The organism is Legionella cincinnatiensis, assembly GCF_900452415.1.
GTDB classification, from domain to species: Bacteria; Pseudomonadota; Gammaproteobacteria; order Legionellales; family Legionellaceae; genus Legionella; species Legionella cincinnatiensis.
The window spans coordinates 1,157,751-1,174,091 of record NZ_UGNX01000001.1 but is presented as its reverse complement, the minus strand read 5'-3'; the positions used below and the strand labels follow the sequence as shown (position 1 = coordinate 1,174,091).

Here is a 16,341-nt window from a genome sequence, read left to right as displayed (position 1 = left end):
ACATATTTATTTATCAAAATGAATCATATCAATTCACTTTGATAAATAAATATTCCATGTTGTAGATGACCAATAATAGGTCTATAACTTTAAAAATGACACTGAGAATTACATATGGCAGAAAAAACTAAAGACAAAACTGTTTATCATCAAATGCCTACAGGGTTTCTATCTGTTGATGCAAATGCATTAATTCTCACCAATATTATCAAATCACTTCCCGGTAGTGTTTATTGGAAGGATAAAGAAGGAAGATATTTAGGATGCAATGATACTATGCTTGAAATGGTCGGAATGGAATCAGTAATAGGTAAAACAGATTTCGATATGCCATGGGTAGATTCCGCTGAAACAATACGCAATAATGACTTAAGAGTAATGGCGCTGAACTCTTCTTTAGAACTGGAAGAAACCGCAACATTAGCTGATGGGCAGCAAGTTACTGTATTAACTAAAAAAACTCCGCTAAGAGATGATCAAGGAAATGTCATAGGTATTATTGGCGTCTCTTTAAATATTACTCACCGAAAAAAACGAGAAGAACATCTTCTTTCAAGCCAAGAAAATACTCAATCCACATTAGAAAACATTATTGCGCACATGCCTGGCCATGTTTATTGGAAAGATAACAATGGGGTTTATCAAGGATGTAATAATCGCCAAGCACAAAGCGCTGGATTGCAATTCGGCTATGAAGTGATTGGAAAAACTGACTTCGATTTACCTTGGGGAAAAGAACAAGCTGAATTGATTCGCAAAAATGATCGCCAAATTATGGAAACTGGAGAAACAGAAGTGATTGAAGAAATCATTAAGGTAAAGGATAAAGATGCCATTTTTTTAAGTCATAAGTCACCAATACGCAATAAAAATGGTGAAATCATAGGTGTATTGGGGATGTCTGTTGATATTACTGAGCGAAAAAAAATCGAAGCGGAGCTTAATATTGCTAAAGAAAAAGCTGAAACAGCAAATCGAGCCAAAACAGAGTTTCTTGAAAATATGCGCCATGATATACGTACCCCACTAACTGGCATCGTTGGATTCTCCAATATTATTAAGGAAGAAGCTCAAAATCCTCGCCTTAAAGAATATGCTGATAATCTAGTAGCCTCTAGCCATGCTTTACTTGATTTTATGGATGAAGTCCTCGAAGCAATTCATGTAAGCTCAGGTGAAATACCTAGAGTGAAGAAAAAATTTGAATTAAAAAACATTTTACACCATGTGATTGATTTAAATAAGGCTAAGGCATTTTCTAAGCATCTTAATTTATCACTTGATTTTGATAAAAATATTCCTAAATATCTCATTGGTGATAACATTCGCATCCATCGAATTATACTTGAGCTACTTACTAACTCGTTAAATTTTACTGATTCAGGTTTTGTAAAATTAACAGCGATACTTGCAAAACAAGAAGGCCGTGAAGCCATTCTGAAGTTTATAGTAGAAGATACCGGCATAGGTATTCCACAAGACCAACAACAAGAAATCTTTCTTCAATTCAAAAGACTTACTCCTTCTTACAAAGGAATCTATAAAGGCGCTGGTCTTGGCCTCGCAGTTATCAAACAGTTTGTTGATGAATTAGAAGGAGAAATTTATGTGACCAGTACCGTTTCAAAAGGAACAATATTCACCTGTATCATCCCATTAAAAGTAGCTCTTTTAGAAGATGATACTGGCGTTGACCCAGATCTTTCTGCTTTAAAAAAAACAAATCTAAAGCGAAAAACGGAAAACAATACCAATCAATCAGATGCTATAGCACCATTGTTTCAATATCGTATCTTAGTAGTTGAGGACAATCCAATTGCACAAATTGTAGCCAAAACATTTCTAAATCAGTGCAACTGCCATGTAGATATAGCTATTGATGGACAATCTGCTTTAACCTATTGGCGACAAAATAAATATGATTTGATATTTATGGATATAGGTTTGCCCGACATGGATGGTTACCAGGTAACTCATCATATTCGGGTACAAGAAATTGTGAAAAATCTTCATACACCAATCATCGCCCTAACCGCTCATGTAGGCGATGAAAACAAACAACGATGCATTGAAGCAGGCATGAACGCTGTCATCAATAAACCATTAACCCCTAAAAATTGTCGTGATATTTTGAATACTTTTATTCCTGCAATACAAGCGAATAAGATCGACGTCGCTGATTTACCTAACTCAGAAGCTCAGCTTTTTGAACTTTCCGCATTTCCAATATTCGACATTAAAGAAGGAATTAAGACTACTGGTACAGAAAAAACACTTTATGAGATGCTTCAACTAATGCTTGAATATTCATTAACTGAAGACAGTTCTATGCTAAAAAAAGCACATGCTCAAGGTGATTGGGAAGAAGTTCAAAAATTTGTTCATAAAATTAAAGGAGGTGCTATATATGTTGGAGCCATACGTATGAAAATAGCGTGTCAATATCTTGAGCGTTGTTGGAAAAATGGCCAACATGAATTATTAGAGAAATTATATCAACAAGTTCTTCAAGTTATTGAGGAAAGTCAGATTGAAATTAGCACCTGGATAAAAGAGAGAAAACATTAGAATTTCACTTTGTTGTTTCAACAACCTATGCACCCAAACATAATAATTACTTAATGTTTTTACCTTATAATTGGGTCCATATAACTACAGAGTGAGTATAAATATGTCCTTCAGAATAAATAATCCTGGCGGTGGTGATTGTGGATTTTATGCTTTCGCAATAGGTTTAATCCATGTAATTCAACAAGAATATTACTCTCATGGGCATAGTAAAACTTTTAATCGCTGGAAAAAAGAGGGGCTTGGCATGAATCTGCAAGATATCCTAGCGATTGATTTAGATTGGTTAGCTTGCTTACCTTACAATTACAAAAAAGATCAATTAATTGCACTACAAATGTCTTTAAGAAACATTACGGTTAATGTTAACAAAGAAGATCTGCTCAATCGAATATATATAGAATTAACGTCAAATGAGGCACAAACTAAAATTGAAGGTTCAATTGTCTATGGCAAATTTATGGAGTTAGTACAATTTTACTTAAGGAGACATAGTGGGTTAGAGCAGATAAGTCAGTATAATGAATTAGCATTATCTCCTGAAGTGTTGCAATTAGCGCAAAATACCGCTCGTTCACTTCGACCCATCCTTAGAGGGCAACCCTTTGATAAAGCACAAAAAATTGAAAATGCTTATGTTAAAGAAGCACTATTAATTGACGTACTGTCTATTAATGGTAGAAATCCTCATTCTGTTATTTTAAACGGAATTGAACAAATTAAACAAAGAGGAAGATGGGCCACGCATAGTGATTTAAATGAAATTGCAGATAGACTAAAAGTCAATCTCCATGTTGAGGGTCAAGTGAATGGTACCCCTACCCCTGGTTATCCCACCATTACCTTAAATAATGAAGGCAATACACATTGGACTACCACTGTCGAGCAGTTATTCGAACATAAACCCAGAGAGCTTGCTGTCAAGCGAGTTGCTGAGCAAACAGAATTAGTCACACATAGAAAACACCAAAAAACCGATCATGAAACAGGGACTCCTCCCTTAAAAATAAAACGAGTTATTGAAACCCCAGAGGAAAACTATAAAAAACATCTAGATAACCTCTTCGATGCAACGAAAAATCAGCGTTTCTTTAACACTCCAATTAAGAGTAAAATCAATGTTAATTCAATTGATAATGCAAGAGCTGCACCAAAAGAATCTGATCAATCATTTGCTACCCGTTTACAAGAAGCAGAACTGCGACGAATTTTAATCGACTAATTTTTTCTTCCCCCAAGGCCTACAAGGTCTTGGGGAATAAAATCAATTTTTGCTTTATCTAAAAAATTTATTTCACTTGCTCTATAATCCCGCCTTTACTATTAATAATGGTAGAAGAAACATTCAGAACCTTAAGGATAATTCTGATGCACTCTATGCAACGCTTCATCGAAGCACAACAAGGTAAAGATTTTTATCCTTCCTACAAAAGCGCTTATGCTGAAATCAAAACAGGCAAAAAACAGAACCATTGGATCTGGTATATTTTTCCTCAACTAGCCACGCTTGGATATAGTGCTACTGCTAAATATTTTGGCATAGTAGATCTACATGAAGCTTGTGAGTTTTTAAAAGATAACGAACTTTTTAAAAATTATTATGAAATAGCTCACTTAGTCTTACAACAACTTGAAAAAATTCCTATCGCCACATTAATGGGGGGGACAGTTGATGCTCAAAAACTCACGTCCAGCTTAACTTTATTTCGAGAAACCGCTGCGTTTCTTTTAAGCCAAGGCAATAAAACTCATGACTTCATAAAACTCATAGAATGTTGTGATCAAATTTTTATAAAAATTTTAAATCAAGGTTATCTCCCATGTGAGCAAACCCAACTTTTTGTCCAATCATGCTTACAAAAAAATAATCATTAAATATACATCTCTATCAGTGGGGAATATATCAGAAAATTAAGAGCAGAAAAAATTAACTCACGCATAAGAAAATAGAGTTATCCACTAAGTTCTGGACGAGGCGCAAGTAAAGTAAGGTGAAGGAGTGTACTTACTTCTATGACTGGGCATAGCGAGCTTGCAACTTATGTACAGAACTTAGAGGAGGCTATACATAACAACTAATTTAAGAGCTATAATATAAAAAACATCCTTTAATTAACGTAAACTCGGGATAAGAAATACAGAACATTTACCCTTATTCGTTCGGATCGCAGATCACTGCCATTGACTTGAGGAACTTGTAGTCATCCTCACGCAAGCACATAGACGTCACTTAAGAAAAAAATTGACTATCGCTTTTAAAGTGATATTTAGCAAAGCCGTCACTCTCTGCAACAGCAGAGGGTCTATTGAAAACCATACTGTAGGTAGGCACCTGACGTTAATTTATTCAGTACATTCCATCTCAACGATGATGGTTTTATACATTTATAGATTAAATTGAAGGATATTGATGAAACATTTAAAATAAAACATTTATGAGGTTTGCTTTGGTTTCTAACATTTACAGTAGTTCTTATTTAAAATTACCCGCTGATTTTTATGAGGTAATTAACCCTACCCCCATTGCAAATCCCTATTTAGTTAAATTCAATCATGAATTAGCCTCTTTTCTTAGAGTACCTCATATATCCGCTTCCAAGGAAAAAAAATGTCTCAATTTTTATGCAGGGAATTGGGTTCCAGCACATCTTAAGAGCATTGCATTGGCATATGCAGGACATCAGTTTGGTTACTATGTTCCCCTTTTAGGCGATGGTCGCGCGGTTTTGCTTGGTGAAGCATGTAGCGAAGATGAAAAACGATGGGATATTCAATTAAAAGGATCCGGCAGAACAAAGTTTTCGCGAATGGGTGATGGTAGAGCATCATTGGCTTCGGTTTTAAGAGAATATCTCATTAGTGAAGCAATGCATGGTTTAAAAATTCCAACCACTCGTTGTCTGGCTGCCATTGCAAGTGAAGAACAAATCTATCGCCAAAACGGTCCTGTACCCCTAGGTGTATTAACACGAATAGCTTCGAGCAGTTTACGCGTAGGTTCATTTGAATATGCTTCGTCACTCAAAGAACATCATTTATTAAAATCTTTAGCAAACTACGCACTCAACCGACATTATCCCGAGCTTTTACAAAGTGAAAATCCTTATCTTAAATTATTTAAAGCTGTTGTTGAGCGCCAAGCCCGCCTCATTGCTGAATGGATGGGAGTGGGGTTCATTCATGGGGTTATGAATACAGACAACATGACCATCTCTGGCGAAACCATTGATTATGGTCCTTGTGCGTTTATGGATGAATTTGATTTTGATACTGTATTTAGCTCAATTGATGTTTCTGGTCGATATGCATTTGGCAATCAAGCGTCCATTGCCAAATGGAATTTAGCTCAATTTCAGTATGCATTATTGCCTTTATTCGATCCTAAAGAGAAACAAATATTAACTCAATTACATGAAACATTGGATTCATTTAAAGAACGTTTTTATTATTACTGGGGTGTCAAAGTAAGAGAAAAATTAGGCTTAGTTGGTGAAAATAGCCAGATTGCAGAATTAGTTAATACTTTTTTTAGTTTAATGCAACAATACAAGCCTGATTTTACCAATACTTTTCGTCTTATGAGCAATGCAATTGATTCTCATAACGAACAAATGAATCTAATAAAAGCACTAGGAAACCAACCAAAGAGTAAGCAATGGGTCTCTGATTGGTTAAATCACCTCAAACAGCAAGAAGTTGGCCTCCAAAAAATAAAAAACAGGATGAATCAGGCAAACCCCGCTTATATTCCTAGAAATCATTTAGTAGAAAATGCAATTAAAGATTTTATTGAAAATAAAGACAGTACTTTAATGGATTCTCTTCTGACCGTATTAAAAAATCCTTTCCAACAACAAAAAAACACAGAGCATTTACAATGTTTACCCTTAGCACATGAGCGTGTATGCCAAACTTTTTGTGGCACTTAATAAAAACCTGTTAGCGCAGTGCTCTTTTTGCAATGAATTTTTCAAATACGCTCAAGATTGGCCTGCTTTCTTTTTTGTTTACCCTCCAAACTGCTTGATTCCGTTTATGAGGCCTGGATGAAGCATGTGCTCAAAACCTGGTACCAACTGCTCTAACTTTTCTTTATTCTTGGCCACAAAAAAGGAAGCGGTATGAAACAAGGATGGAGCCGATACCTTAAAGCCAAAGCGCGCATACACATTTGCATCCACTCTACTCAAACTCGGATTTAATTTCCGATATGTATCCACCAAAATAATTTGCTCAGCGCAGGGATAACGTGTTCGAATGGCTTTAAGTTGTTCCGGACTCATTTTATTTAATTCTTGAAGCGATAAAGACACACTCATAACATTTTTGGGTATTGCTTCAAAAATAAGCGTCAATTCTTCTGCGCTCTTTTCCCAAAAGTCATTCAGGCTTAAATCAAGTGAAGTCACTCCATTTGGAATAGCAGCAAAAGCTTGAGCCAATTCTGCTCCTGATTTTAAGTAAAAGGCATTCATACTTAAATCAAGTGTGACTACTCTTTGAGTAATGGCTGCAAAGGCTTGTGCCAATTCGGCCCCTGTTTTGCCGCCAAGATAATTCCAGCTTAAATTAAGTGTAGTTACGTCTTTTGGAATGATGACAAAAACCTGAGCCAATTCGGCTCCTGATTTTTTGCCAAGCCTATTTACGCTTAAATCAAGTATGGTTACACCTTGGGGAATGACAGTAAAAGCTTTCATTATTTCCTCCTCAGACATAGTTCCAAGGCCAAGCTCTTTCATGATGTAAATCATTTCTATTCTCCAGTAGAATTAATACTTTTAATACTAAAAATTAAGTATTTTTTAGTCATTTGAGATAAAACATACTGAAAAAATGAACTAAGGCTTGTAAACAAATGCCATCTCTTCACTGATATAAAGTACCAATAGAAATGCCTTGTCCTGATTTTAGAATCAGTGAACAATGACTTTCTGTGTATGATTTATCTCAGCAACGAACCCGTTTACTCATAAAACTAGGTAAAGTACCAGTCCTCCTTGCTGTCCTTAAGGAGAAGATAAGTTGCAGGGATTTAAAGGATTTCAGTGAACCACTTAAACCGTAAAGCAATATTATATGATAAATTCGATTTTAATAAGATTGATACACCTTCTTTTTTGTTTATCCTCTAAATTGCTTGATTCCTTCTATGAATTTTGGATGGAGCATTTGCTCAAAACCCGGCTCCAACTTTTCTTTATTCCTAGCCACAAAAAAGGATGTAGTATGAAACAAGGATGGGGCCGATACCTTAAACCCAAAGCGCACATACACATTAGCATCCGCCCTACTTAATGTAGGATTTAATTTCCGATTTTTATTTTCAGTATCAACCAATATAATTTGCTCAGCGCAGGGATAACGCGTTTGAATGGCTTTACGTTGTTCGGGGCTCATTTGATTTAAGTCGTCAAGTGATAAAGACACGCATGCAACATTCTGGGGGATTGCCTTAAAAATAAGCGTCAACTCCTCTGCACTATTTTTCCAAAAGCTATTCCCGCATAAATCAAGTGTGGTCACTCCTTGGGGAATAACAGCAAAAGCTTGAGCTAATTCTGCTCCTATCTTCTCGCCAAAATAGTTCCAGCTTAAATCAAGTATACTCACCCCTTGCGGAATGGCTGCAAAGGCTTGGGATAATTCATCTCCTGATTTATCGACAAGGGAATTCCCACTTAAATCAAGTGTAGTTACCCCTTTTGGAATAGCAGTAAAGGCTTGTGCCAATTCTACACCTGATTTTTGGTAAAGATCATTCATACTTAAATCAAGTGTGGTTACCCCTTTTGGAATAGCAGCAAAGGCTTGAGACAATTCTGCTCCTGACTTTTGGTAAAGATCATTCCCATGCAATATAAGTGTGGTCACCTCATTGGGAATAACAGCAAAGGCTTGAGCCAATTCTAAACCTGATTTTTGATAAAGTGAATTATCACTTAAATTAAGTATATTCACTCCTTTCGGAATGGCTGCAAAGACTTGAGACAATTCTGCTCCTGATTTTTGGTAAAGGTAATTCGTGCTTAAATTGAGTGTGCTTACCCCTTGTGGAATGACCGCAAAGACTTGAGACAATTCTGCTCCTGACTTGTAGCCAAGATAATTCCAGTTTAAATTAAGTGTGGTTACCCCTGGTGGAATGGCTGCAAAAACTTGTGTCAATTCTGCTCCTGATTTTTTGTAAAGCTCATTCCTACTTAAATCAAGTATAGTTACACCTGGTGGAATAACAGCAAAGGCTTGTGTTATTTCATCTTCAGACATAGATCCAAGAGCTCGCATGATGTAAATCATCTCTATTCTCCAGTAGAATTTACGCATTAATGCTTAATGCTAAAAATTAAGTGGGTTTTTAACTCATTGAGATAAAACATACTGAAAAAATGAACCAAGATCGGTAAACGGATATCATCTCTTCGCTGATATAAAGTACGAATCTGAAATTTTTTTCTGATTTCAGACTCAATGAACAATGATGTTCAGTATATGCTTTATCTCAGCAACCAACCCGTTTATTCATGAAAACTAGGTAAAATACCAGTCCTCCTCACCGTCCTTAAGGAGAAGATAAGTTGCAGGAATTTAAGAGGGTTTCAATGAACCTCTTAAACAAATAGCGACAATATTGTATAATAAATGAAATTTAAAATCAAAATAAGATCATCATGACTAACCAATAATCAATTTTTCGCGTAATAAATTAAATTACTTTTTGATAAAGAACTTCTTTTAATAAAGCACCACCTTCATAAAACTCTTCTAGTTTTGTTTCGTTGGTTACTTCAAATCCCAAAGCATCATAGAATTTTCGCGCTTGAATATTGTCCTCAAATACCCATAAAAGTACTTTTTTATATCCCGATTTCGCTAATTCAGAAATAGCAGCTGTGCATAATTGGGTTCCTAATCCCTTGCGCCAATAATCAGGATGTAAATAAATTGCTTTAATCTCTCCCATTGAACCATCAGTACCAAAATTATGAAAAGCACCTATACTCGCAAAACCAACAATTTGCTGATTGATTTCTATTATTAATACTTTTACATCTTGCATTATTAAATCATGCCACTGCTGAGTGCGCTCTTGCAGGGATAAGTTTTGTAATATCGTTTCCGGAATAAAATCTTTGTACATCTTTTGCCAAGAATGAATATGAATTTGAGCTATAGCCGCAGCATCTTCTAAAGCAGCTGTTCTAATTTTTGACGTTGTTACGTATTGAGTCATAATAAAAACCTTAGAGAAGTATTTACTTCTTTAATTTATTTTGAAATTTAATGTTTAAATGACCTATACTCGATATGCTATGTTAGAATGGAAAAATTGTCACTAAAAAGGATTTAAAAATGGCCAAAATAAACCACTCGGAACAAATTATATTCAGTGTGTTTGCTATATTGATTGCAACCATCTCGAATGCAGGTACTGTAACTAGTGATGTTTATACAACAAATGGAACTTCAGCAGGAAAAGTTGTTTTTGAAGACAGCCAATACGGTTTACTGATTAAACCTCAACTAACGGGACTCCCTGCAGGTGTTCATGGTTTTCATATTCACCAACATCCAGATTGTGGTGACCATGCTATGAATGCAGGAGGGCATTTAGACCCTGCAAATACAAACAGTCATCAAGGTCCGTATGGCCAAGGCCACCTGGGTGATCTGCCAGTATTGGTGGTTGATAATAAAGGAACCGCAATAACGCCCATATTAGCACCTCGTTTAAAAACTAAAGACATTCAAGGACATTCTATTATGGTTCATGAAGGTGGAGATAATTATAGTGATAATCCTCCGCTAGGTGGTGGAGGTACCCGTATTGCCTGTGGAAAAATTTCTTTATAATCCCACAATGATATTTAATATCATTCTGTAAATTAGATAAAAATAAAAAGAGATGTATTATGCCTTATCACGATAGTTTTTTTTCAAATATCAGCTACAGTTGGAATCAATATAAGTCATTAAGAAATAAATATTCGCAATTGATTCCTATTCCTCAACAGTCCTATTTCAAACCAATTAATACTTTAGATAAATTTACCAGTTTGCTGGCATGTCCCATTTATAGCCCTCTTTGGTTAGGTATCAATGCAACGTTATTTTTCTTAAAAAGTTTGATTCATTTAATCGCCACTTTATTATTAGTTGTTCCTGCTTTGCTATTAGCAGTTTTTACCTTTGATTCAGAACTCAGTTCCCATATAAGTTCTGCATTTAAACAATCTCTGGCAAATACCGTAGTGGATGCAACTATGGGTATTATTGCCACTTGTGCAGCGGTTGTTTCCCTGGCCTTTAATCCTCTTTACTTGATAACTCGTTGCCTCACGACAGGGGTATCGCATTTAAATGAAATAACTGAATCATGTTGTGATTTAAACATCGCTCGATTATGATTTGTTAAACGGTATTAAATGCGGGACATGTCAACAACACATAGAATACGAGAATAGTTTTCTCTATTCTCGTTTAGTGTTCTTAATTTATTATTTAGTGTGTGACGTTCCATCCACACAAGTACAAGTACCGCTTCTTTGCGTGATATCGATGATGCACGATTTAGCTCCCTGGTGCCCTTGACAAAAACGCTCACAATTTCCTTGCTGAGTTGCATTACACGTTTTCGTTTCATCTGCAACCGCCAAAATAGGACTAAAATACAAGCCTATACCAAGTACAACAATTAAAGGTTTAATAAACATTTTTTCTCCTGGTTTTAAAGTTAATCTTTTTTTCTTGAGCGAAAAGGCACTTGTATCTCAAAGGAGATTAATTATCCAACTCGCATTATTCAAGTAACTCTTTTTAAGTCCTTCCCTGTGTTTTTTCTTTAATGTTATAAAATGAAAACCACTGCACTATGCTTGAAATTATAGATCTAAAAAAGAGAACTCACGGATATTTATGAAGTTATTTATTGCTTTTATGCTTCAGATTGACATTTTAATGATTAAAAGATTTTTTGTCGAAACTCATGCCTATGTTTTATAATATAATGAATAGCTTTTGCGATTAAAATTTCTAAGAAGTACTATGAATGATATCAAGATAGAACAATTACAAAGCCTAGTAGATGAGGCTAGAAAAAACATTGAGTCTTCCAAAGAAATTCTAGATGAACTCGGTGATGATTCAAAACCAGCAGAAGTATCTTTTATGGAAGATACCGTGTATTCCATTCAATTAGTACTCCAATATCGATTCAGTTGCCAAGATGCACTGGCAATACTTTTTCAACTGGATCAAAATCTTCTTTATCTCTTAGGAGTGCAACCACAACACTCAGCTAAAATGAATTTTGATCGATTAGCGTATGCTTTAGGCAATGATGATTTAAAACAAATGCTTCATGCACTCTCTCTACTTGTAAGTGCTTTATTAAAAATTACGAACCATTATCAAAAAGAGCACGCCCAATTTGGACTAAAATTAAATAAACCTGTAAAACAAAACTCAATTATTAAAGGAATGCAGAAACTTATTTCACTAAACAATCATTTTATAAGCTTAATTCAAAAACTTCAAAATAACGTGACACTGCTTTTAGAGCACCAATCTATTGGACCAATTTTTGATCATATAGCCGCCCTTAGAGGCCCTATTTCTCAATTTTATCAAGCAATATTAAATGGCATAGGTGAAGCAAAGGAAATCTATGAAAAAATTAATTTGAATCAACCAATAAATAACAAAGTTGATCTGCTTTTAAGACAAGCCGAAGAAGTACTTCAAATCATGCCTTCAATATATAAACCACGTCCTCAATATACTTTATACCCAGCTCCCAAAATGTCTTCAGAACAATTAGAACAACGCGCGACGGCAAAACGCTTACGTCCATTTTTTTAATATTTACTGAGGACTAAGTTTCTGCTATCCCTCCTATATTCGCTACAATCTTACTCCCAAGTTATAAATCTTGGGAACATAAGCGCTCAGAAGCATTGCCATTGACTTAAGGGTTTCGTCATTTTCGCGAAAGCGGAAATCCATTTTTACAGAAGCATTGAGCTCTATCAACATGGGTCCCCGCTTTCGCGAGGACGACTACAAGTTCCTTAAGTAACAGCAGTGGCTTTCAGGAGAGGTGAATTATAATTATAGATAACACCCTACTCCATCATAACCAATAACATGACATTCTTTGTAAATACCTTGATCAAGGCGATAACTTACCGAACCATAGTAAGCAATAATAGAGCCATTTTTAGTTTGCTCTATATGAGGTTTTTGAAAACTATCTAGGGTTTCACAAGCAGCCTTATTTAGTACCCACGTCACACCATCCATAACAACACGCGACTTACCTGGCGTTAATGAATTTTTTCCACAATTCTGCATCGCTAAACTTTCGGTTTTGGGGGATGAAAAGAGTAAATCATAACCTGCTGCTGCAGCCTTAACGGCATTTTCAGCATCCAAGATTCCATGGCCGCAAGGTTTTTTTCCAACACAAGATTTATTTGAGTCAGAACTTACTCCAAAATCATGTGTTGTCACATAAAGTAACTGCTCAATTTGCTCAGCGCTAAGTGTTTTATTACTTGCAGCAAGAATTAATCCCGCAACACCTGCAACATGAGGGGTTGCCATACTGGTTCCTTGATAAAAATCAAATCCAGATCCTCCATAGCCGCCTCCTGGATTCACTGTGGATAATATACCACCCCAAAGTCCATAACGTTTGTCACCTCCTGGAGCCGCTAAAGTCACACTAGGACCGTAGTTAGAAAAATAAGATCGGAGTCCTTCGGGTCCAGTAGAGGCGACTTTAATAGTTCCATTACAAATTGCTGGGGCATTAAAATGCTCCCATACATTATCATTTCCAGCCGCCACAGCAAGAACCGCACCATTCTCACGTGCGAAAAAGACCGCTTCTTGTAATGCCTGATCGCAATAATCAATCTCTTCATTCGGTCCTTTATCCACACCAAAACTCATATTTAATATTTTTGCCGGATGAATATTTTTTGGAACTCCAGGAACATCGCCACCTACAGCCCAATAAATAGCATTGATGACGGAGCTTTCATAAAACATTCCATTACTAGCAGGGATTTTTAGCGGAAGAATTTTTAAATCTTCACCCATGCCACTCATAACATGACCATAACCTGCTATTGTTCCAGCTACATGAGTACCATGATAAGATTTGGTCTCATCCATTAAATTATTATTATTTCCTGCAAAATTCCAACCCCATATGTTACCGGCATCATCTTTCACAAGGTTATTCGTTAAACTTTCATTTAAGGCAATCCCCGTATCCAATACGGCAACTACTACAGGTTCTTTAGCCAAGCCAGTCGTATAAAGCCAAGCACCATCTCGAGAACCAGGTTTGGATTCGAGCATAATTCCAGCAGGACGCGAAAATTCATCCCATTGAATTTCATGGGATAATAAATTACCAGCATCCAAAATTTCAGGATCGGGGACAGGTTTGAAGTAACTGATTCGATCTTTTACTGCATATAAAACTTGTGGATTTTTACGCAGCCGCTCCAAAGCTAAGGAAATCATATCCTCATCATCTGTTTCTTTAGATAGAGAACTATTTGCAGCATCTAAAATTAATAAATAGGCACCATTCGCCATAGGATTTAATTGCGCTACCGATAATTGGGTAATTTGTTTTATCTGTGATTTTAAAGAAGAAATACTCGTTATTTGTTCTTTGTATTTGATAATAATACGAACGGTCTCTGGTGGTGTGGGAGTTGCAAAAACACTCTGAGCTACAGACAAAAGACTTAAGCCCAATATCCCTAATTTCAACATGCAAAATCTCCTTATAAAAATGCATAGGCAAACCAGTATGCAATAAGATAAATCGCAAAACAAGATCAAAATTATCCCAAAATGCTATTACTCTATACGGCAAAGAAAGCACAAAAATAAATACAACTTATTGATAAAAATAAATTATTAAAAATAATTAATATTGATTAGAAACTTAAATCAATAAATTAACTTTATTTTTTGTGGCTATCTCTCAGGACCCGTTTGGGCTGAGGAGGCATTTATGCCGTCTCGAAGCCTTAGCACAGAACTTGAAATTTGTGCTAGAAGCTTAGTGACAGCGCTATGCGCTTCCTCAGCCCGAACGATCTCAGTGTAGAATAGATTATAAAAAAATATTTTTTAGTTTAAATTTTCTGGAGAACTCTCAGGACTTATTCGCGGGATCCAGAAACAACTCTCCAACATTGGATCCCGCTAGCAAGCCGCGGGACGTTGCTTGAGGGGCTTAAATTAACGTCAATTATGGATAAGAAGATCGGGTTATTACTTCGACCCGTTCGGGCTGAGGAGGCGTAAACGCCTCCTCAGCCCGAACGGCTCGTGATAGAGACTCGTTATAATTATATCCTTATCCATAACTCATGTTAATTTAATGGCAGCGGGGCAGAAACACTTACCTTAATTAATAACGATAATGTTCTGGCTTATAAGGGCCGTTAATCGCAACTCCTAGATACTCTGCTTGCTCTTTTGTTAATTGAGTTAACTTCACCCCAATTCGCTCTAAATGCAAGCGCGCTACTTTTTCATCCAATAGTTTAGGAAGAACATAAACTTGCTTTTCATACTGAGTAGCATTTTTGAATAATTCAATTTGAGCTAAAACCTGATTGGAAAAAGAGGCGGACATTACAAAACTAGGATGCCCTGTTGCACAACCTAAATTCACCAACCGTCCTTCAGCTAAAAGTATAATGCGTTTACCATCAGGAAAAATAATATGATCCACTTGGGGCTTAATATTTTCCCATTGATATTTCTTCAAGCTTTGTACATCGATTTCGGAGTCAAAATGACCAATATTACATAAAATGGCTTGATTCCGCATTCTTTTCATATGATCATGCGTGACTACGTGATAATTACCTGTAGCAGTAACCACAATATCTACTTGCTCTGCAACCTCATCTAAAGTAACAACACGGTACCCTTCCATAGCCGCTTGAAGAGCACAAATAGGATCAATTTCAGCAATTAAAACAATAGCACCTTGACCTCGTAAAGCTTGAGCACAGCCTTTACCTACATCTCCATAACCTAAAATAAGCGCAACTTTTCCTGCAACCATCACGTCAGTAGCTCGTTTTAAGCCGTCCAATAAAGATTCACGGCAACCGTATAGATTATCAAACTTAGATTTAGTTACCGAATCATTCACATTAATTGCAGGAATACTTAACTCACCCTGTTTCGCCATTTCATACAAGCGAGCAACACCCGTAGTCGTTTCTTCCGAAACTCCTTTAATGTCAGGTAATAATTGAGGATATTTTTGATGAATGATTTGTGTTAAATCACCCCCATCATCTAACAATAAATTCGGTGCCCAATTGTTGGGTCCATTCAGTGTTTGTTCCACACACCACCAATACTCCTCCTCTGTTTCACCTTTCCAAGCAAATACAGGAATACCTTGAGCTGCAATAGCAGCTGCAGCATGGTCTTGAGTAGAGAATATATTACAGGAAGACCAACGAACTTCAGCCCCCAAAGCAATCAAAGTTTCAATAAGTACTGCTGTTTGAATGGTCATGTGCAAACAACCTGCAATACGAGCACCTTTTAAGGGTTTTGTTGAACCAAACTCTTCGCGCAAAGCCATCAAACCTGGCATTTCCGTCTCTGCTATAGCAATTTCTTTGCGTCCCCAAGACGCCAGCGCCATATCTGCAACTTTATAATCATGAATCATATTGTCTCTTGCTCCTACTTTATCGACTAACTCCATCCCAG

The 16,341-nt window shown here is 36.3% G+C and carries 13 protein-coding genes; 7 read left to right on the top strand and 6 right to left on the bottom strand.

Translation table 11 applies throughout. The features are described 5' to 3' along the window. The first annotated feature begins 114 nt into the window (after positions 1-114). The 4 genes from DYH34_RS05225 (at position 115) to DYH34_RS05210 (ending at position 6,497) form a co-directional block, all read left to right on the top strand. Positions 115-2,568 (top strand): PAS domain-containing sensor histidine kinase, encoded by a 2,454-nt coding sequence (locus DYH34_RS05225; protein WP_238589522.1) that lies wholly within the window; start codon positions 115-117, stop codon positions 2,566-2,568. 103 nt (positions 2,569-2,671) lie between these two features. Continuing rightward, complete coding sequence (locus tag DYH34_RS05220; RefSeq protein WP_058465429.1) at positions 2,672-3,790, top strand: hypothetical protein; 1,119 nt, start codon at positions 2,672-2,674, stop codon at positions 3,788-3,790. A 146-nt stretch (positions 3,791-3,936) separates the two neighbouring features. Next, positions 3,937-4,443, top strand: a complete 507-nt coding sequence (locus DYH34_RS05215; RefSeq protein ID WP_058465430.1) for a DUF1810 family protein — start codon at positions 3,937-3,939, stop codon at positions 4,441-4,443. 572 nt (positions 4,444-5,015) lie between these two features. Further along, complete coding sequence (locus DYH34_RS05210) at positions 5,016-6,497, top strand: protein adenylyltransferase SelO (RefSeq protein WP_238589523.1); 1,482 nt, start codon at positions 5,016-5,018, stop codon at positions 6,495-6,497. Between the two features lie 78 nt (positions 6,498-6,575). Here the strand turns inward: DYH34_RS05210 and DYH34_RS18175 are convergent, their stop codons facing one another. The 3 genes from DYH34_RS18175 to DYH34_RS05195 form a co-directional block, all read right to left on the bottom strand. Next, entirely contained in the window at positions 6,576-7,268 is a 693-nt protein-coding gene (locus tag DYH34_RS18175) for a leucine-rich repeat domain-containing protein (RefSeq protein WP_131775213.1), read from the bottom strand. Positions 7,269-7,692: 424 nt separating this feature from the next. Continuing rightward, complete coding sequence (locus DYH34_RS18310) at positions 7,693-8,868, bottom strand: leucine-rich repeat domain-containing protein (RefSeq protein ID WP_238589524.1); 1,176 nt, start codon at positions 8,866-8,868, stop codon at positions 7,693-7,695. A 406-nt stretch (positions 8,869-9,274) separates the two neighbouring features. After that, a complete protein-coding gene (locus DYH34_RS05195; protein WP_058465432.1) occupies positions 9,275-9,802 on the bottom strand; it encodes a GNAT family N-acetyltransferase in 528 nt (175 codons plus the stop codon). Between the two features lie 119 nt (positions 9,803-9,921). Between DYH34_RS05195 and DYH34_RS05190 the strand changes: the two genes are divergently transcribed. Further along, positions 9,922-10,422 (top strand): superoxide dismutase family protein, encoded by a 501-nt coding sequence (locus DYH34_RS05190; RefSeq protein WP_058465433.1) that lies wholly within the window; start codon positions 9,922-9,924, stop codon positions 10,420-10,422. 59 nt (positions 10,423-10,481) lie between these two features. Continuing rightward, positions 10,482-10,976: a hypothetical protein gene (locus tag DYH34_RS05185; protein WP_058465434.1), complete on the top strand. Its 495-nt coding sequence runs from the start codon at positions 10,482-10,484 to the stop codon at positions 10,974-10,976. Between the two features lie 90 nt (positions 10,977-11,066). On the opposite strand, the gene DYH34_RS05180 is transcribed toward DYH34_RS05185, so the two are convergent. Beyond that, the gene (locus DYH34_RS05180; RefSeq protein WP_058465435.1) at positions 11,067-11,282 is read right to left on the bottom strand and encodes a hypothetical protein; all 216 of its coding nucleotides are present in this window, start codon (positions 11,280-11,282) and stop codon (positions 11,067-11,069) included. A gap of 331 nt (positions 11,283-11,613) precedes the next feature. Between DYH34_RS05180 and DYH34_RS05175 the strand changes: the two genes are divergently transcribed. Beyond that, positions 11,614-12,429, top strand: a complete 816-nt coding sequence (locus DYH34_RS05175) for a hypothetical protein (protein WP_058465436.1) — start codon at positions 11,614-11,616, stop codon at positions 12,427-12,429. 249 nt (positions 12,430-12,678) lie between these two features. Here DYH34_RS05175 and DYH34_RS05170 read toward each other — a convergent pair whose 3' ends face one another. Further along, positions 12,679-14,364 carry a S8 family serine peptidase gene (locus tag DYH34_RS05170; RefSeq protein ID WP_058465437.1) on the bottom strand — a complete coding sequence of 562 codons (1,686 nt, stop codon included), beginning with the start codon at positions 14,362-14,364 and terminating at the stop codon, positions 12,679-12,681. A 646-nt stretch (positions 14,365-15,010) separates the two neighbouring features. Continuing rightward, positions 15,011-16,336 (bottom strand): adenosylhomocysteinase, encoded by a 1,326-nt coding sequence (gene ahcY / locus DYH34_RS05165; protein WP_058465438.1) that lies wholly within the window; start codon positions 16,334-16,336, stop codon positions 15,011-15,013. Positions 16,337-16,341: the final 5 nt, after the last annotated feature.